This window comes from Blautia sp. MCC283, assembly GCF_018785565.1.
Classification (GTDB): domain Bacteria; phylum Bacillota; class Clostridia; order Lachnospirales; family Lachnospiraceae; genus Blautia_A.
This window is the reverse complement of the sequence record NZ_WQQB01000037.1, coordinates 1,785-19,039: the sequence shown is the minus strand read 5'-3', so window position 1 is coordinate 19,039 and position 17,255 is coordinate 1,785. Positions and strand designations below refer to the sequence as shown.

The 17,255-nt window shown below is 37.5% G+C and carries 18 protein-coding genes and 2 pseudogenes; 15 read left to right on the top strand and 5 right to left on the bottom strand.

All coding sequences use genetic code 11. From position 1 onward, the window contains the following. Positions 1–366 precede the first annotated feature (366 nt). Entirely contained in the window at positions 367–1,707 is a 1,341-nt protein-coding gene (locus GPK81_RS12345; protein WP_118062284.1) for an MATE family efflux transporter, read from the top strand. Between the two features lie 183 nt (positions 1,708–1,890). Here GPK81_RS12345 and GPK81_RS12340 read toward each other — a convergent pair. Continuing rightward, positions 1,891–2,520: pseudogene (locus GPK81_RS12340) on the bottom strand (transposase); the annotation flags it as partial. A gap of 75 nt (positions 2,521–2,595) precedes the next feature. Here GPK81_RS12340 and GPK81_RS12335 point away from each other — a divergent pair. From GPK81_RS12335 to GPK81_RS12320, 4 genes are all read left to right on the top strand, one after another. Further along, a complete protein-coding gene (locus GPK81_RS12335; RefSeq protein WP_021976909.1) occupies positions 2,596–3,012 on the top strand; it encodes a hypothetical protein in 417 nt (138 codons plus the stop codon). After that, positions 3,005–3,949, top strand: a complete 945-nt coding sequence (locus GPK81_RS12330; protein WP_215707152.1) for a replication initiator protein A — start codon at positions 3,005–3,007, stop codon at positions 3,947–3,949. Before GPK81_RS12335 ends, GPK81_RS12330 begins: the two co-directional genes overlap by 8 nt. A gap of 361 nt (positions 3,950–4,310) precedes the next feature. Next, positions 4,311–6,281: an ATP-binding protein gene (locus GPK81_RS12325; RefSeq protein ID WP_215707151.1), complete on the top strand. Its 1,971-nt coding sequence runs from the start codon at positions 4,311–4,313 to the stop codon at positions 6,279–6,281. 318 nt (positions 6,282–6,599) lie between these two features. Further along, positions 6,600–7,067 carry a helix-turn-helix transcriptional regulator gene (locus GPK81_RS12320; RefSeq protein WP_148445678.1) on the top strand — a complete coding sequence of 156 codons (468 nt, stop codon included), beginning with the start codon at positions 6,600–6,602 and terminating at the stop codon, positions 7,065–7,067. 56 nt (positions 7,068–7,123) lie between these two features. Here GPK81_RS12320 and GPK81_RS18710 read toward each other — a convergent pair whose 3' ends face one another. Continuing rightward, positions 7,124–7,345, bottom strand: a complete 222-nt coding sequence (locus GPK81_RS18710) for a S24 family peptidase (RefSeq protein WP_081019717.1) — start codon at positions 7,343–7,345, stop codon at positions 7,124–7,126. 6 nt (positions 7,346–7,351) lie between these two features. Here GPK81_RS18710 and GPK81_RS12310 point away from each other — a divergent pair. The 9 genes and pseudogenes from GPK81_RS12310 to GPK81_RS12270 form a co-directional block, all read left to right on the top strand. Further along, positions 7,352–7,576, top strand: a pseudogene (locus tag GPK81_RS12310) (hypothetical protein); the annotation flags it as partial. Between the two features lie 135 nt (positions 7,577–7,711). Then, the gene (gene bsh / locus GPK81_RS12305; RefSeq protein WP_005347230.1) at positions 7,712–8,689 is read left to right on the top strand and encodes a choloylglycine hydrolase; all 978 of its coding nucleotides are present in this window, start codon (positions 7,712–7,714) and stop codon (positions 8,687–8,689) included. A 38-nt stretch (positions 8,690–8,727) separates the two neighbouring features. Then, a complete protein-coding gene (locus tag GPK81_RS12300; protein WP_005347231.1) occupies positions 8,728–9,408 on the top strand; it encodes a GTP pyrophosphokinase in 681 nt (226 codons plus the stop codon). Positions 9,409–9,443: 35 nt separating this feature from the next. After that, on the top strand, positions 9,444–11,003 hold the full coding sequence (gene cls / locus GPK81_RS12295; RefSeq protein ID WP_118071557.1) for a cardiolipin synthase: 1,560 nt from the start codon (positions 9,444–9,446) through the stop codon (positions 11,001–11,003). Positions 11,004–11,201: 198 nt separating this feature from the next. Further along, entirely contained in the window at positions 11,202–12,635 is a 1,434-nt protein-coding gene (locus GPK81_RS12290) for a phospholipase D family protein (RefSeq protein ID WP_215707150.1), read from the top strand. Then, a complete protein-coding gene (locus GPK81_RS12285; protein ID WP_003693048.1) occupies positions 12,614–13,324 on the top strand; it encodes a response regulator transcription factor in 711 nt (236 codons plus the stop codon). The genes GPK81_RS12290 and GPK81_RS12285 overlap by 22 nt, the downstream gene beginning before the upstream one ends. Then, on the top strand, positions 13,324–14,367 hold the full coding sequence (locus GPK81_RS12280; protein ID WP_005347239.1) for a HAMP domain-containing sensor histidine kinase: 1,044 nt from the start codon (positions 13,324–13,326) through the stop codon (positions 14,365–14,367). Before GPK81_RS12285 ends, GPK81_RS12280 begins: the two co-directional genes overlap by 1 nt. Positions 14,368–14,400: 33 nt before the next feature. Then, positions 14,401–15,465: an FUSC family protein gene (locus GPK81_RS12275; RefSeq protein WP_092071115.1), complete on the top strand. Its 1,065-nt coding sequence runs from the start codon at positions 14,401–14,403 to the stop codon at positions 15,463–15,465. Then, the gene (locus GPK81_RS12270; protein WP_055057096.1) at positions 15,455–16,027 is read left to right on the top strand and encodes a CDP-alcohol phosphatidyltransferase family protein; all 573 of its coding nucleotides are present in this window, start codon (positions 15,455–15,457) and stop codon (positions 16,025–16,027) included. The genes GPK81_RS12275 and GPK81_RS12270 overlap by 11 nt, the downstream gene beginning before the upstream one ends. Positions 16,028–16,204: 177 nt before the next feature. On the opposite strand, the gene GPK81_RS12265 is transcribed toward GPK81_RS12270, so the two are convergent. Both GPK81_RS12265 and GPK81_RS18705 read right to left on the bottom strand, forming a co-directional pair. Then, the gene (locus GPK81_RS12265) at positions 16,205–16,378 is read right to left on the bottom strand and encodes a hypothetical protein (protein ID WP_226815871.1); all 174 of its coding nucleotides are present in this window, start codon (positions 16,376–16,378) and stop codon (positions 16,205–16,207) included. Beyond that, on the bottom strand, positions 16,371–16,565 hold the full coding sequence (locus GPK81_RS18705; protein WP_244832768.1) for a S24 family peptidase: 195 nt from the start codon (positions 16,563–16,565) through the stop codon (positions 16,371–16,373). Before GPK81_RS18705 ends, GPK81_RS12265 begins: the two co-directional genes overlap by 8 nt. On the opposite strand from GPK81_RS18705, the gene GPK81_RS12255 reads away from it, so the two are divergent. Continuing rightward, positions 16,551–16,916, top strand: a complete 366-nt coding sequence (locus GPK81_RS12255) for a hypothetical protein (protein ID WP_215707149.1) — start codon at positions 16,551–16,553, stop codon at positions 16,914–16,916. The two genes, GPK81_RS18705 and GPK81_RS12255, sit on opposite strands and share 15 nt — an antisense overlap. Positions 16,917–16,990: 74 nt before the next feature. Here GPK81_RS12255 and GPK81_RS12250 read toward each other — a convergent pair whose 3' ends face one another. Next, entirely contained in the window at positions 16,991–17,200 is a 210-nt protein-coding gene (locus GPK81_RS12250; RefSeq protein ID WP_005421572.1) for a DUF6219 family protein, read from the bottom strand. Positions 17,201–17,255 lie beyond the last annotated feature (55 nt).

Below are 17,255 nucleotides of genomic sequence, written 5' to 3'. Positions count from 1 at the left end.
TGTCATGGACGCACCCTGAAAAGGCGGTATCCCGCCTTAATTCAGATGCTCTGGTAACTCAGTTGCCGAGTAGTTCACTGAATCTTTTCAGCATAATTCTTGTCTCCTTCCGTAAAGACTTGCCTTCTATTATATATCTGTATTTTAAAAAATAGCAATCAAAAACTCCTCTCAGGCGCTATGCATAATAATTTCAACAACATGCTGCTTATAGCAGGTATTGATAAATTTATATCATTCTGATGAAATATTATATTTCATTTTTCACGTTAATGATGTAAAATTATCAATGTAAATATCAGGGCATATTCGAATAATCATTTCTAAACTTTTTCAAATATGCTCCGGAAAGGAACTTTTATACTAATGAAAACCAAGATTCAGGATATGACCTCCGGTTCACCGGGACGGTTGATCATTCTTTTTGCAATTCCCCTGATGCTGGGAAATATCTGTCAGCAGCTTTATACAATGGTGGATACCATGGTTGTTGGTCAGGTTGCAGGTGTGGAGGCTCTTGCCGCACTGGGTGCTGTTGACTTTCTGATGTGGGTTGTCACAGGAATATCCACAGGACTCACTCAGGGATTTTCTATTCAACTCTCTCAGTATTATGGGGCAAAGGATTTCGAAAATCTGCGTAAATCTCTGGCTCACAGTTACCGGCTGACCGCATTCATCGCAGCCGGAGTATTGATTCTCAGCCAGTCATTTGCTTCGCTGGTATTAACAGGGCTGCATACACCTTCCAATATTATCGGAATGTCTCTGTTATATCTGCGCATCATTTTCTGTGGAATCCCCGCCACAGCAGCCTATAATATGTTTGCCTCTGCTCTAAGGGCTATGGGAAACAGTAAAACACCGCTGACCGCAATGATCATCGCATCTGTGCTGAATGTCTCACTGGACATCCTTTTTGTGGCAGGCTTCGGATGGGGTGTGGCAGGAGCAGCAATCGCAACTGTGATCGCACAGAGCTTCTCCGCTGTTTACTGTTTCCTGATTTTACGCAGAATTGATATCGTTCATCTGACCAGAGCAGATTTTATGCCTGCCTCCGGCATGAATGCCCGCCTGATGAAACTTGGTATTCCTGTTGTATTCCAGAATATCATCATCGGTGTGGGCGGTCTGGTAGTCCAGTATGTGATCAATGGCTACGGTTTCCTTTTTGTGGCAGGATTTACAGCTACAAACAAGCTTTATGGTCTGCTGGAAATGGCTGCTATTTCCTATGGATATGCCATCGTTACCTATGTGGGTCAGAATCTGGGAGCCGAAAAGATTGACAGGATCAGAAAAGGCGTCCGCAGCAGTATGCTGCTTTCCCTGCTTACCTCACTGATCATTTCTGCTGCCATGTTTTTATTTGGAAAAAATATTCTCTCACTTTTCATCTCAGGTGAACCGCAGCAGACACAGCAGGTACTGGCAATTGCTTTTAAATACCTTTCTATTATGGCTGCCATGCTCTGGGTTTTGTACTTTCTGTACGTGTACAGATCTGCACTTCAGGGGCTGGGAGATACCTTAATGCCTATGGTAAGTGGTATGGCTGAATTTGTCATGCGTATCAGTGCTGCACTGATCCTTCCCCATTTTATCGGACAGGACGGTATTTTCTTTGCAGAGATTGCAGCATGGAGCGGAGCCACTGTGATCTTATGCATCAGCTATTATGTACGGATGCATAAATATCATTAAAACAAAACAGGGAGCTGTCGGTAAATAACGTTTTTTAGAGCTGACAGCACCAAACAAAAATATCCTGACAGTTACAGAGCTTTCTGGCTCTGCAACTTGTTCAGGATATTTTTATTTTGATAAATACTTTCTGTTTTTGGCCGCAAAAAATCCTTGTTTGGATTTTTTCAGCCGCATTTTTTTCTAGGCAGTTTTTCCTTCAAATTTTCTCAGTTTTTCGTATAAAAAACGATGATATTTATTTATATTTCTTCCAATAGCATACAGCATGAATTCTTTATATACCTTATCTGCCGAACGGTAATTAAAACGCCGGAAGTTCTCATTTTCCTTTATATCTCCAAAATGTTCTTCCGTCTGAATGGAACGTGTCTGGCGTTTCAGGATCCCGCGTTCACTCTGGATATTGGCATGCGATCTTTCTTTCAGTTCCTCCCATTGTTCATTGATCTTCATGACTTTGTTCTTTTCGGCATCTTTCTCCGCATCATACTTATACAGACAGCGCGCTTTATGTTCACATCCGCTGCAGTCTGCACAACCATATACCTCAAAGGTCTGTGTATATCCATCCTGCTCTTTGCTCTCTGTCCTGAGATGCCGCAGTTCACGTCCGTCATGGCAGATATAGAACTGTTCATCTTCAAAGATCCCTGTCCTCATGTTGTAATATTTACTGATATCTTCTGAATAAGCGCGTGTTTTTCGCTTTTCATGATCCTGCAGTTTTATATAACTGGATATTTCATTCCGTTTTAAATAAAGCAGATTTTTTTCACTACAGTACCCGCTGTCCGCAGTTACTTCTTCCAGAAGCAGATGCAGATGGGTTTCAGCATATCCCGGATGGATATGGAGAAGAATTACCGTTTCGATAAGGAGGGCAAAATGAATCAGGTAGATAAAGAACTGATGCAGGAAAAAGGAATCCTGACAGAAAATGAAAAAGCAGATGAATATGAAATCCAAAAGGCAGCCATGAAAGAGGCTGTTTTTTTCCTGGCTGCAATGCTGGAGAAAAATCTGGATATGTCAGAACTTCAGACAATTTCCTTATATCTGAAGGAATTATCCATGAAGCAGCATTATATGCACATTCACCTGTATGTTCAGCAGCTTTACAGAAACAGCAGACCGCATGAGAAACTGGAAACATTCTATGCAGCATCTTTGCAGGAAGAAGCACAGCGAATGTACAGCACTTATTTTGTTGCGTATCTGAAAATGCTGATCGGGCGGTTGAGTGAAATGGATGATCTGATCAACTTAAAAAAACTTATGAAAGAGGAGGAAAATCGTGAATAATAATTCAGAATTTATGCCGGTAGAGTGTTTGAATGTTCCGAAAGTGCTTTTCTATGATAAGCAGTACAAGGATTTATCTATGGATGCAAAACTTATCTATGCACTGCTGTTGAACAGAAAGGAAATGGCCATCAGAAATGAGTGGGTAGATGAGTATGGAGACACTTATGTGATTTATCCAAAACAGGAAATAAAGAAATATCTGAATATATCCAGATATCGGATTGACCAGGCACTTGCAGAACTGGAAGAACATGATCAAATGGTAGAAGTGGCAGTACCTTATCCAGGGAAGCTCTGCCAGTTCTATGTGAAGGATATCACTGACAATGAAAAACAGATGGAGGAAGACATAATGAAGAAAATGAAAGAAAGCAATGGAGAGAATTTTTGCAGAGCATCAGGGTGTGGCTATGCAAGATGTTTTACAGGAATTTCACCTAAATACATGGCGAAAATGAATAAAGAAGACAGGAATAATTTCCAAACGGCTATAGAAGAAATACTGGAAGATCTTAATCTGGGAGGTCATGTTACAGCAGAGCCATTGATGTCAGAAAGAACCAAAGAATATTTTGACAGTTATAAAGATGAGGCGTATTACAGTCTCAGCCCTAAGAAGCGAAAGATCGTTGATATGCAGCAGAGGGGCTATATTGATGAGGATGGACAGATTGATGAAGACGCCATCTATGATGATGCCTGTGAAGCAGCAGAAGAGCTGGCAGTATTTTTGCGAGCAGTTTTCAATAATCCGAAAGAAGATTCAAAGAAACTGATTAAATTTCTGGATAACCTCTGGACAGCAGGAAAATATAAACAGCTGCAGGCTACACTGATCGGATTTGAGCTTCTTTTTGAATTTCCAGAAAAATATCTTGAAGATGTGGAATGTTGTCTTGGTGAAGCAAGAAAACTTTTTCTGTTTGCCATATAAAAATCTCCTTTATGTTTTTATAAAATCGAGCGAAGCGAAGATTCCAAAAGTGGTGAGGGTCCCGCTTTTGAGGCGAATGCCCGGCAGTGTATATACACTGCCTGTCCCTGCTATTCTTAGCTCTCAGGTATTAAATACAAAAAATCAAAGAAATGTTTATTTTGGATGTGCGGATTATTGCTGAAGCAGCTAAAAAATAGAGAAGAGAGATGACAGCTATTGGCATTGTACCATTTTTTAGTAATGTATTTGTCATAGACACATGTCTTGAAAAAATGATAGCGGAACAATATGTTGCTGTGATATAATAAAATGTTCGGAATATTTGGAAGAGAATGAAGAGAGGATATGAGTGAACGACATGAAGAAAACAAAAGAAGGAGTTAATTTGAAGAAAAAGAAATTCCTTAGACTGAAGAATACAGGTAGTATCCTTGTGCTTATGGGGCTTTTGATAATTTTTGTAATAGCACTGTACACATTTATCCTGCAAAGTTCTTACACTAAGACCGCCCTTGATACAGAAATTGCGCGTGATACAGCGAGTGCAGATGCAGTACACAAACTTGTGGATGGAAGAATCAGCAAAGAAGATTTTGATCAAATCAAAGATCAATCTGATGAAAAGAAGCAAATATATAAGGATATTTCTTCATATTTCAATGAAATCAGAACACTGAATTCTACTCGATATATTTACACCGCTAAAAAAAATGAAGAAGGAAAACTCGTTTACGTGGTAGACGGTTTGGATCCGGATGCGGATGATGTAAGGCACCCTGGAGATTATATTGAGGAAGAAATGGTTCCGTATATTGATAGGGCTATTTCTGGGGAGAATGTGTACTCTCAGGATATCATTGATACAACATGGGGGCCGATTTTTACGGCTTGCTATCCTGTAAGCGCAAATCATGATGGGACAGGAGAAATCATTGGCGCATTTTGCATTGAAATGGATATGCAATCAGCTTATGGAATGGTTGAAAAGACGAATCATATTTCCATCATCTGCGGTATAGTCGCAGGAGCTGTATTGCTTTTAATTTGTCTATATACCTATTATGTTTACCAGAAAAGCAAGGCAGAAGAGCAAAAACAAAAACAATTATTAATGAACGCCGCTGAGGAAGCAGAGTCTGCCAACAAAGCAAAATCTGCGTTTTTGCTTAGTATTAGCCATGACATCAGAACGCCGATGAATGCCATTATTGGATTTACAAACATTGCGCTTCACCAGAACACGGTTTCAGATATTCATGATAGCTTGGAGAAAGTTCAAAAAAGTTCGAATCATCTTCTCTCTTTGTTGAATGACGTACTGGATTTTAGTCGCATTGAAAGTGGAAAAGTTACTATTTCGCCCGAGCCAGTGGACATTACTCAATTGACAGATAATGTCCAGGCGATTATGAATGGACTTCTTTATAACCGAGATCTTAAGTTTGAAGTACATCGAGAAAGACCAAAGAACCCATATGTCCTTGCGGATGTTACGCGTATTCGAGAAGTTCTGGTGAATCTTCTTGGCAATGCTGTGAAATTCACAAAGGACGGTGGAAAGATTACTTTGGATATCAGCACTTACCCCGGAACGGATGAGAAACATATCATAATTCGTTATGTTGTTCAAGATAATGGTATTGGCATGAGCGAAGAGTTCCAGAAAGAATTATTCAAGCCGTTTTCACAAGAAGATAATGCTAATGCCAGAACCAAATATAAGGGAACCGGTCTTGGCATGGCCATCACACAAAAATATGTGGATATGATGGGCGGTTCGATTGCTGTTGAGAGCAAAAAAGGTGTAGGTTCTACATTCACAGTGGAGATCCCACTGGAGTTGCAAGAACAGGTTATTCAATCAGAACAAAAACAACCTCTACATAGAGATTTGACAGGTGTTCATGTTCTTATGGCAGAGGATAATGATCTAAATGCTGAACTTGCTACGATAATGCTGGAAGGTGCCGGTATGACCGTAACACGCGCATCAGATGGAAAAGAAGTCGTGAATTTGTTTAAAAATCATCCACGAGACACATACGATCTTATTTTGATGGATATCATGATGCCAAACATGGATGGACACCAAGCAACGAAAGCCATTCGAGCCCTAGGTATAGAGCGATCCGATGCAGTTACGATTCCAATTATAGCTTTGTCTGCAAATGCTTTTATAGATGATATTCAGGAATCCCTGGATTCAGGCATGAATGATCATATTTCCAAGCCGATTAACATGGAAGAAGTAACTGATACAATCGCTAAATACATTAAAGACGATACATGTTTGGAAAAGGAACTGGAGCAGAAACAAAATGACAGATAAGTGTCGGAGCATCAGGAAAATCGCATCGTTAGTGAGAAAAATATGACGGTATCTGAATCCTTTATAACAAAGTATTTAAGCATTGTCTAAAAGATCAGATGTTAATAAAAGAATACATTAAATAACAAAAAAAGAATGCAAAGAGGTGGAACTGTATCTGGCCAGGAAAGGCAGTGCAGTTTCGCCTTTTTTGTGCTGTCCTTTTCCTTTCATTCCATGTTATAGTGATATTGTACAAAAATAAAATAATTTGAAATTTGCTGTGATTTTTTTCATTTTGATACGTTTATTATAAAGAGTAAATTCAGCAGAAAGGGTTTGGAAAGTAGAAAAATGCAATATAATAGAAAAATGATTAATGGTGTAGTATTTTTGGAAGAGCAGGCAGATTATTTGTTGCTTCTTGGAAAAGAGGGATTATATACAGTGCAGGCAGAAAATGATCATTGGAATGTTCATTATACACTTCCGGGAGATACATCAAATTTAGACAAACAGTTTATTTCCAAAGATGAAGCATTGCAGGATGTTTATGAAATGGATATATGGCGCAGAAATAGATGGAAATTTTTGCCAATGAAAGAACTAAGGACAAGATTAAAGAAACTTCTCATGGAAGCTGGATTTACACAAGCAGAACTTGCCGAGATGGTGGAAAATTGCAAGGATAATATAAGGAGACTGGAGAGGAACAAATTTATAAATCCTACATATCAGCTCCATCATGATTTCACAGAATTTTTTGAAAAACCTGTGGAAGAAATTTTGGGATATGAAGAAATATAAAATAGAAGGCTGGTGCATAGCAGAAGTGAAACTGTTAATGCATCAGCCTTTTAAAATTAGCCAACTACTTTTCCAAAAGTTTTTAAGGTGGATCCGGAAGTGACTTGGATAGGGGCATATTTTTTATTTAGAGAAATAAGCTGAATACCGGAATCGGATTGATGATATTTCTTTACATAAGCATCACCATCAAGGAAGAAGACACCGATTTCTCCTTCTTCAAGAGTTTCTTGTTTATGAATCCAGATGATCTGTCCATCCAGATAGAGAGGCTCCATACTGTCACCACATATGATGTTGTTCCGAAAGAAGAAATTGCTGAATTTGAAGAGCTTATGCGCAAAACCATAGCTGACATTGTATCAGAAGCCAGTAGCGTTGCCTGTTGGGTGTATGTGCAGAAATATGTGAAGCACAAAACCCTAAACGAAATGCTGCAAGAATTGCCAGACGTAGGTCAATTCATCCTAGCTATGGATACCTGGTTTGAAAAACTGATGGAGAAATAATCTAGGAAAATAGTTTAAAGTTTACATGTTATGATCATGTATGAAGTTGGAACAAAATAAAAGAATTGTGCTATAATATTGTTCAAGAAAAAAACTCATTGACATATTTCAATCTATTTAGGAGGATAAACGATCATGTGTACAGCAGCAACTTATAAAACAAAAGATTTTTACTTTGGACGAACCCTCGATTATGAATTCTCTTATGGTGATCAGATAGTAATTACACCACGTAATTATGCGTTTAATTTTCGCCATGTTGGCGATATGAAAAATCATTATGCAATTATTGGAATGGCTCATGTTGCAGAGGATTATCCTTTGTATTATGATGCTATGAATGAAAAAGGAGTGGCAATGGCAGGACTGAATTTTGTCGGAAATGCTGTTTATGCTGCGATTAAGCCAGATGTGGAAAATATTGCACAGTTTGAATTTATTCCGTGGATTTTAAGTCAGTGTTCTTCTTTAGTTGAAGTTCGCGAGCTTCTTGAACGAATTAATATTGTTAATACTCCTTTCAGCGAGCAATTACCATTAGCACAATTACACTGGATCATTTCTGATGAGAATGAGTCAATTACGGTAGAATCTATGTCGGATGGTTTGCATATTTATGACAATCCAGTAGGAGTGCTTACGAATAATCCGCCATTTCCACAGCAGATGTTTCAACTAAATAATTATATGTATTTATCTCCTAAACAGCCCAGAAATACTTTCTGCGAAAATTTGGCTCTTGATGCATATAGTAGAGGTATGGGAGGATTAGGTCTTCCGGGAGATCTCTCATCTTCCTCACGCTTTGTACGTGTAGCTTTTACAAAGGTAAATGCAATTTCAGGTGAATCAGAGGAAGAAAGCGTTAGCCAATTCTTCCACATTCTCGGATCTGTGGATCAGCAACGAGGATGTTGCGAAGTAGCGGATGGAAAATATGAAATCACATTGTATACGTCGTGTTGTAATGTTACAAAAGGTATTTATTATTACAATACTTATGAAAACCATCAGATCAGTGCAGTAGATATGCATGTAGAAAATCTGGATAGTGATAAAATGATTTGTTATCCAGTAATTCAAGGAGAACGAATCAACTATCAAAATAAATAATGTTTTGAAATCAGGGATGAGGTAGAAAGGAAAGTTCCATGACAAAAGATGAAGTAAAAAAACTCAGGATGAACAGTCCGGAATCACTACAGTTTTTAAATAATGCTACAAAATTTTATAATTTAATGATGATGTATCGTTGTGCTATTCGGGAGATACAAACTAAACTTGAGGTTTTGGATGATGAATTTTCAGTTGAGAACAATCGAAATCCTATTTCTTTTATAAAAACAAGAATTAAGAAGCCCAATAGTATTTACGATAAACTGCAGAAGATGGGATATGAATTTACAACAGAAAATATACAGACATATCTCAATGATGTAGCAGGCGTTCGAATAGTTTGTGCGTTTATTGACGATATTTATATGATATCAGATTTGATTACCCAACAGGATGATATTAAAGTTATTGAAATAAAAGATTATATAAAAAATCCAAAATCGAATGGTTATCGAAGCTATCATATGATTGTCGAAATACCAGTATTTTTTGCTAAGGGTAAAACACCTATGCGTGTAGAATTACAGATTCGAACCAATGGTATGGATTTCTGGGCAACATTGGAACATCAACTTCGCTATAAAAAAGGAATTGAAGAAATGCCTGGCTATGATGAGATAAGTGAAGAATTACTTCATTCTGCAAGAGCTATCATTGAAGCAGATAATGAAATGCAGAGAATAAAAGACAAAATTGGTATGTTCCATGAAATTTAGGGAGAAAACTGAGCAAGTAGGAAGGTGGAATATATATGAAACAAGATACTTTAGAGGGCAAAGCAAAAACAAAAAATGGGGTAAAACGGCTGTGTTTTTCCATAATCTGCATTCTTCTGGAAGTGATTTTTATTATTACTATCGTAACACGCTTGAATGAATATGCAGAAATCATAAATTTATTTACAAGGATTTTGAGTGGGATCTTGGTTTTGGGATTGTACGCATCAAATAAGACATCCTCTATGAAAATGCCTTGGGTCATCTTAATTCTAATTTTCCCAATTATGGGTGTAGGCCTGTATTTGTTGATTGGTTTGAATGGTGGCACACATAAAATGCGTGAGCGATATGCAGAAATTGATAGCAAATTGTTACCAATGCTTCCGGACAGTCAGGAGTGTTTGAGCAAAATAAAAGAAACAATTCCGAAAGCAGGAAATATAGCAAGTTACATACAAAGAAATTCGCAGTATCCAATCTATCAGAATACGGATATTGTGTATTTTGATGAAGCAGTGAAAGGATTAGAGGCACAGCTTAAGGATTTGGAGAAAGCACAGAAGTTTATCTTTATGGAATATCATGCGATAGAAGACGCTGAAGCATGGCATAAGATTCAAGATGTTCTGGAAGAGCGAGTAAAAGCAGGTGTGGAAGTTAGAGTATTCTACGATGATATGGGTTCTATAGGCTTTATTAACACAGATTTTGTGAAAAAGATGGAGGCAATAGGAATTCATTGCCGTGTATTCAATCCGTTTATGCCAGGTTTAAATCTGTTTTTGAACAATCGTGATCATAGAAAAATAACAGTTATTGATGGAAAAGTCGGATTTACAGGTGGATATAATCTAGCAAACGAATATTTTAATTACACACACCCGTATGGACAGTGGAAAGATACAGGTATTCGTTTAGAAGGAGATGCTGTTCAGTCGCTTACGGTGACATTTTTGGAAATGTGGAATGCAGTAAGTGATAAGGATGCTAATGATTCTGATCTTAGTAAATACCTTTTCCACTATGATTATGCGGCACAGCAAACTGGGTTTATTCAACCTTATGCAGACAGCCCTATGGATAATGAGCAAGTAGGAGAAGAAGTTTATATCAGTATGATAAATAAAGCTGAAAAATATTGTTGGTTTATGACTCCATATCTAATCATAACAGATGAAATGACGCATGCGTTATGTCTGGCTGCTAAGCGCGGGGTAGACGTAAGAATTATCACACCTGGTATCCCTGATAAAAAATTCATTTATAATATAACTCGTTCTTTTTATCATGGATTAGTTAAACATGGTGTTCGTGTTTATGAGTGGACTCCTGGTTTCTGTCATGCAAAAATGAGTGTGGCAGATGACTGTATGGCAACTTGTGGAACAATTAATCTGGATTATCGAAGTTTATATCACCATTTTGAAAACGGCTGTTTTATGGCAGATTGTCAGGCAGTTGTGGAAATAAAAAATGATCTGATAAGAACGATGGGAGAATGTCGTGATGTGACAGACCAATATCAAACCGGACGAAGTGCATATTTGCGACTGGGACAATTATTTATGAGATTATTTGCTGGATTGCTATAAGAATCTGATGAAACGACCTTTCAAAAAACAGTTGATTTAGAAGTTAACTGTTTTTGAAAGGCCGTTTTTGCTATATCTAACAGTCTGTTGTACAAAGAAGATTTTGCATGGATGAAAAAAACAAACCTTGTTGAGGTTAAATTGAGATTGACTTTGTATTGTATAAGTATGAAATAAAAAGGAATCAGGTGATGTACAATGAAAAAGCATAAAATATGTAAAATCCTTCTTGTTATACTGGCAATTTTTTTATGTGTGGCTTTTTATGAATTGCTCGGAATCTGCGTTGCATATAAAAAGCAGCCGGAAGTGTCCAATACAACCAAAAAAGAAACAAAAAATGGGTCATGGAACGAATGCAGTGAAAATACAGAACGGGCAGTAATCATAGAAAAGAATCCAGAAGCGCTTTTACAAAGAGTGCGTTTGATCAAGAATGCAAAAAAGGAAATTATTCTTTCTACTTTTGCATTTCAATCCGATGAAAGTGGAAAATTGATTTTAGGAGCACTGTATGATGCGGCAGACAGAGGTGTACATATTCGTCTGTTAGTAGATGGAATGGAGAGCTGGATTGATATGGAAGGAAATCCGTATTTCTATGGATTATCTTCCCATGAGAATGTTGAAATTAAACTGTATAATAAGGCCAATCCGTTGAAACCGTGGAAAATGATGGGTAGAATGCATGATAAATATTTGATTGCAGATGGAAAGAGATATATTCTTGGGGGAAGAAATACATACAATTATTTTCTGGGTGATTTTCCGGGACATAAGAACTATGACAGAGACGTGTTAGTGGTTTGCGATGAACCTGAGAAAGAAAATTCAGTTAACCAGTTGTCAGAGTATTTTGAAACCATATGGAATCAGGAAGACAGTGGTTATTTTCATAACAATAAAAAACTGGCAAATAGAAAATCTGTAAAGAACGCAGTTTTAGAGCTGCAGAACAGCTATCAGAAATATTTTGAAGAGAATAAGGAAAGAATCTGCGAGACCAATTATACGGACGAAACTTTTGAGACAGAAAAAATTACATTAGTGTCAAATCCTATTCACACAGGTTCCAAAGAACCAGTAGTGTGGTATCAGTTGGGAGAATTGATGAAAAATGCAAAAAATCGTGTGAAGATCCACACGCCATATATTATCTGTAATGATATGATGTATAATACATGGAAGGAGATTGCAGAGAACGTTTCAGATTTTTCTATCATGACAAATTCAGTTGCGAATAATGGGAATCCATTTGGGGCTGCCGATTATGCGAAAAACAGAAATAGAATTTTAAGTACAGGAATTAATATCTGGGAATATGAAGGCGGTTATTCATACCACGGAAAAAGTATTCTGATTGACGATGATCTGTCTGTAATCGGTTCCTTTAATATGGACATGAGAAGTGCATATCTGGATACGGAACTGATGCTTGTAATTCGCAGTAAAGATATTAATAAACAGTTGGAAGAGGGCATGATGGAATATGAAAAAGTGTCCCGCCAGATATTAGAAGGCGGAACTTATAATGATCCATATCATGTAGAGCCAATCGAATTAACAAAGAAACGTCAGAGAAAAATATTTTTGGTACAGCATCTGCTTGGATGGGCAAGGTATCTGTTTTAATAAGGAGGAAGGAAAACGTGTTTCAAATATTGATTGTAGAAGATGATAAAGAATTAAGCCAGCTCTTCCAAAAAGTGCTTGAGAAGAATGGATATCAAGTCAAAAGTGCATCGGATGGAGCACAGGCATTAGAAGTATTGGATAAGGAATATATTGATCTGATCATTTCTGATATTATGATGCCGGTTATGGATGGCTATGAACTGGTGTCAGAACTCCGTTCAGCAGGATATCAGATACCAGTGCTTATGATCACTGCGAAAGGTTCCTTTGATGATATGCGCCAGGGATTTCTTTCGGGAAGTGACGATTATATGGTAAAACCGGTAAATGTGAATGAAATGGTTTTAAGAGTCGGAGCATTGCTTCGCCGTGCACAGATACTGAATGAACACAAAATTGTGATCGGTTCAACAGAGTTTGATTATGATGCAATGACGGTTACAACTGATAAGGAAAGTCTTGTTTTGCCTAAAAAAGAATTCCTGCTTTTATATAAGCTTGCAGCTTCGCCAGGCAGAACATTTACAAAACAACAGTTGATGGATGAAGTATGGGGATACGAGACGGAGGCAGACCCACATACGATAGAGGTACATATAGGAAGAATCAGAGAGCGTTTTAAAGATAACCCTGATTTTGAAATCGTAACAATGCGTGGAATTGGATACAAGGTGGTGAAAAAATAATGGAACAAAAGAAAGAAAAAGGATTGCGGATCCGATCCTGTCTGACTGGTGCAATCTGGCTGGCACTTGTATTTTCAACAGTCATATCTGCTTTATTATTTGCTTTTTTGAATCATTTTTTTAATCTGCCGGGCAGCATACCTGTGCTTGGCTGGCTTTTGATTTTCAATACATTGATTGCAGGGCTGATCACTTCCTTTATCAATGCAAAGTTACTGGAACCAATTACCAGACTTAGTAAAGCAATGAAGGAAGTTTCTCAGGGAGATTTTGAACAGCATTTGGAAACGAACAGCCGTATAGCAGAAGTTGGAGAATCTTATCAAAGTTTTAACGTTATGACAAAAGAACTTCGTGCAACAGAGGTGCTGCAGATGGATTTTGTATCTAATGTTTCTCATGAGTTTAAGACCCCGATTAATGCCATTGAAGGATATACAATGCTGCTTCAGGGAGAAGAACTGTCTCCGGATCAAGAGGAATATGTAGAAAAAATCTTATTTAACACCCAAAGACTTTCCGGATTGGTTGGTAATATTTTGCTGTTATCCAAGTTAGAGAATCAGAATATACCAATGAAAAAAACAGAATATCGTCTGGATGAACAGATCCGCCAGGCATTTCTTTCATTGGAAACAAAATGGACAGAAAAAGAAATTGGTTTTCAGGTAGAATTGGAGGAAGTTAAATATACTGGGAATGAAGGACTTTTTATGCATATCTGGATAAATCTTTTGGATAATGCGATTAAGTTCAGCCCTTCAAAGGGGACAATTACGATGTTTCTGAAACAAGAACAGGATTCTGTTAAGTTCATTCTGGAAGATGAAGGACCCGGAATAGAGGATGATGTAAAATCCAGAATATTTGACAAGTTCTATCAGGTAGATGGATCTCATAAAGCAGAAGGAAATGGCCTAGGTCTTGCACTTGTAAAACGGATTGTAGATAGTGCCGGAGGAACAATCAAAGCAGAAAACCGTGAATATGGTGGATGCAGATTTGTTATAGAGCTGCCAAAGCAGAAAGATGAGATTATATAGTTTTAAGATAAATTAGAAGATGGGAGGATTTATATGACATTTTATCAGGAGTTGCAGTTAAATCAGGCAGGTTCTAAAAACCTGTTGAAAAAGAGTGAAACACTAAAAGAAAAATTATATCATATGTGGGTATATCTGGTGAAGATAGCTGTTACAATGGCATTTTGTTTTTTCTTTGTTAGTATTTTCAGCATCCTATTTGGAAATGAGAACAGCATTGTAGGTGTAGTAGTCTTATTATGTCTCATGGTGTTTAGAAATGCGGATCTGGGGATCCACACCGGACAATCTACGATGCTTTTGGCTTTGTTCTTTGTAATTATGACTGTATGTCCGCATTTAGCAAATCAGTTTTCACCGGTATTGGGAATGCTGTTAAATATTGCGGCACTGGCTGTGTTGATTCTGTTCGGATGCCATAATCCATTCATGTTTAATCAATCTACATTGGTTCTTGGGTATCTGCTGCTATATGGTTATGATGTTACGGGAAAAAGCTATCAGATGCGATTAGTCGGGATGGCTTTAGGTGCAGCACTTACCTGCTTCGTATTTTATCGAAATCATAAAAACAGAACTTATAAAAGAAATCTGAAAGATCTGATACAAGAATTTGATATCACTTCTTCCAGAACAAAATGGCAGATATGTCAGATTTTATGCGTACCGATTGTCCTTTGCATTGCAGAACTTTGTAATATGCCACGTGCAATGTGGGCTGGTATTGCGGCCATGTCCGCGATTTTGCCGTTTATGGAAGATATGCACTACAGAGTCCGTAAAAGGATTGTCGGAAATATTGCAGGTGTTATATGTTTTACAGTATTATATTTTCTGCTTCCTTCGTCAATCTATGCATATATAGGAATTCTTGGTGGAATCGGTGTAGGATTTTCAGCACAATATGGCTGGCAGGCAGTATTTAACACATTTGGTGCTTTAGCCATTGCTGCAGAGACTTATGGACTACAAGGAGCGGTTAGTCTTAGAGTGATTCAAAATGTTTTTGGTGTTGTGTTTGCTTTAGCATTTTGTGTTATATTTTATTGGTTTATGTCTAAAAAAAAGGAAAGTGAGATGACCGTACATGCAGAGTGAAGTGAATCAGGAAGAAAATTTGAATAGAATTATTACGGTTCCTAATCTTCTTTCTTTTTTTCGGCTTTGTCTGATTCCGGTAATTATATGGAGTTATTGTGTAAAGAAAAATCCTCTGTTAGCTGGTGAAATCTTATTGCTGTCTGGTCTTACGGATCTTGCTGATGGATATATCGCAAGAAGATTCCATAGGATTAGTAATTTAGGAAAAATACTTGATCCGGTGGCTGATAAGCTGACACAGGCAGCGATGTTAATCTGTCTGTTTACTCGTTTTCCGCATGTGCTTCTTTTAATCGTAATAATGGCAGGTAAGGAGCTGTATATGGTAGTCAGTGGATGTCTTGTGATACGAAAGACAGGAAAAGTACATGGTGCAGACTGGCATGGAAAGATAGTAACCTTTTTATTATATGGAACTGCAGCGGTGCATATTATATGGTTCCACATTACACCGATGGTATCAGATCTGTTGATTGGTTTGTGCGCTATAATGATGGTCATATCGGTCGCTCTGTATATTATCCAGAATACCAGGACTCTTAAGGAAGAGACTGTATAAGCAATTTTATATTGCAATGACTAGAAAAATATTTAGGAGAAGATAGATATAAACAGTAAGTCAAACACACAAACTATGGAGTCTTTAGTCGGTTTAATAAAATTTTAGATAGAAAATAAATCATTATAAAAAGATCCTGTTCATACTATGATATATAGAACAGGATCTTTATTTACTTTATTTCGCCAGGAAATTGCTCTGAATCTCCATCGGCATATGATAAGCCTGGCCTCGTTTTGTCAGGCTGTATAATTTAAAGCTCATTAGTTCCGGAGTCGCATTCAATGAACTGCAGAGTCCGAAATAATCCAGGTCCTCGTTCTGAACCATCAGCCTTTTAAAATTAGCCAACTACTTTTCCAAAAGTTTTTAAGGTGGATCCGGAAGTGACTTGGATAGGGGCATATTTTTTATTTAGAGAAATAAGCTGAATACCGGAATCGGATTGATGATATTTCTTTACATAAGCATCACCATCAAGGAAGAAGACACCGATTTCTCCTTCTTCAAGAGTTTCTTGTTTATGAATGCCCTTCAATATATGGATGCCTATGATTACCGGATGAATTTGGGAAAACTGAAAAAGGAAGTGAACAATATCATTCTAATCTATGGACTTTGTGATATGGTCAACCGGGCAATGACACTGGTAAAATATTTTACACCGAATTTTGGAACCGAATATTATGATGTGCTTTATAGCTGCTTCTGCAGGCACAGAAAAATGGCGGACATGGAAATTATGCTTGAACTGGGGATGAGCCGGGCAAGTTTTTACCGGAAGAAAAAAGCAGCGCTCCGGTATCTGGGATATTATTTTTTTGAAATCGTAGTGCCACAATCTGCAAATAAACGATATAAGCCATCTTTTTCAGAAACGGAAGAGTAGATCTGAAAGAGCCTGATGGAATCTCCCCTTTCCACCAGGCTTATATATAATGGAATACTCCCCTATTCCCCTTATTATTCCGCAGATTCTTCAGCTGCAGCTTCTTTCTTTTTTCTTGATTTGCCAGAAATCATTTTATGACCTGAGTAAATGGCCATAGCCATGCAGATCAGTGAACTGAATGCAAAATATTTATGTGCTGATTTCATATCCTTATAGCCGGTGTAGCAAGTTCCGATCATGGAAACCAGCGCACCGATGGACCAGTATTTATGTGATTTCATTTGAACCTCCTGAGCTTTTTTATATCATACATCTTTTTAAGAAATATGCAAACTG

Bases quoted from the DNA above. Each gene is read 5' to 3' on its own strand.
- GPK81_RS12345 (WP_118062284.1), top strand. From the start codon at position 367: ATGAAAACCAAGATTCAGGATATGACCTCCGGTTCACCGGGACGGTTG.
- GPK81_RS12335 (WP_021976909.1), top strand. From the start codon at position 2,596: ATGAATCAGGTAGATAAAGAACTGATGCAGGAAAAAGGAATCCTGACA.
- GPK81_RS12325 (WP_215707151.1), top strand. From the start codon at position 4,311: ATGAAGAAAACAAAAGAAGGAGTTAATTTGAAGAAAAAGAAATTCCTT.
- GPK81_RS18710 (WP_081019717.1), bottom strand. From the start codon at position 7,345: ATGGAGCCTCTCTATCTGGATGGACAGATCATCTGGATTCATAAACAA.
- bsh (WP_005347230.1), top strand. From the start codon at position 7,712: ATGTGTACAGCAGCAACTTATAAAACAAAAGATTTTTACTTTGGACGA.
- GPK81_RS12300 (WP_005347231.1), top strand. From the start codon at position 8,728: ATGACAAAAGATGAAGTAAAAAAACTCAGGATGAACAGTCCGGAATCA.
- cls (WP_118071557.1), top strand. From the start codon at position 9,444: ATGAAACAAGATACTTTAGAGGGCAAAGCAAAAACAAAAAATGGGGTA.
- GPK81_RS12290 (WP_215707150.1), top strand. From the start codon at position 11,202: ATGAAAAAGCATAAAATATGTAAAATCCTTCTTGTTATACTGGCAATT.
- GPK81_RS12285 (WP_003693048.1), top strand. From the start codon at position 12,614: ATGGGCAAGGTATCTGTTTTAATAAGGAGGAAGGAAAACGTGTTTCAA.
- GPK81_RS12280 (WP_005347239.1), top strand. From the start codon at position 13,324: ATGGAACAAAAGAAAGAAAAAGGATTGCGGATCCGATCCTGTCTGACT.
- GPK81_RS12275 (WP_092071115.1), top strand. From the start codon at position 14,401: ATGACATTTTATCAGGAGTTGCAGTTAAATCAGGCAGGTTCTAAAAAC.
- GPK81_RS12270 (WP_055057096.1), top strand. From the start codon at position 15,455: ATGCAGAGTGAAGTGAATCAGGAAGAAAATTTGAATAGAATTATTACG.
- GPK81_RS12255 (WP_215707149.1), top strand. From the start codon at position 16,551: ATGAATGCCCTTCAATATATGGATGCCTATGATTACCGGATGAATTTG.
- GPK81_RS12250 (WP_005421572.1), bottom strand. From the start codon at position 17,200: ATGAAATCACATAAATACTGGTCCATCGGTGCGCTGGTTTCCATGATC.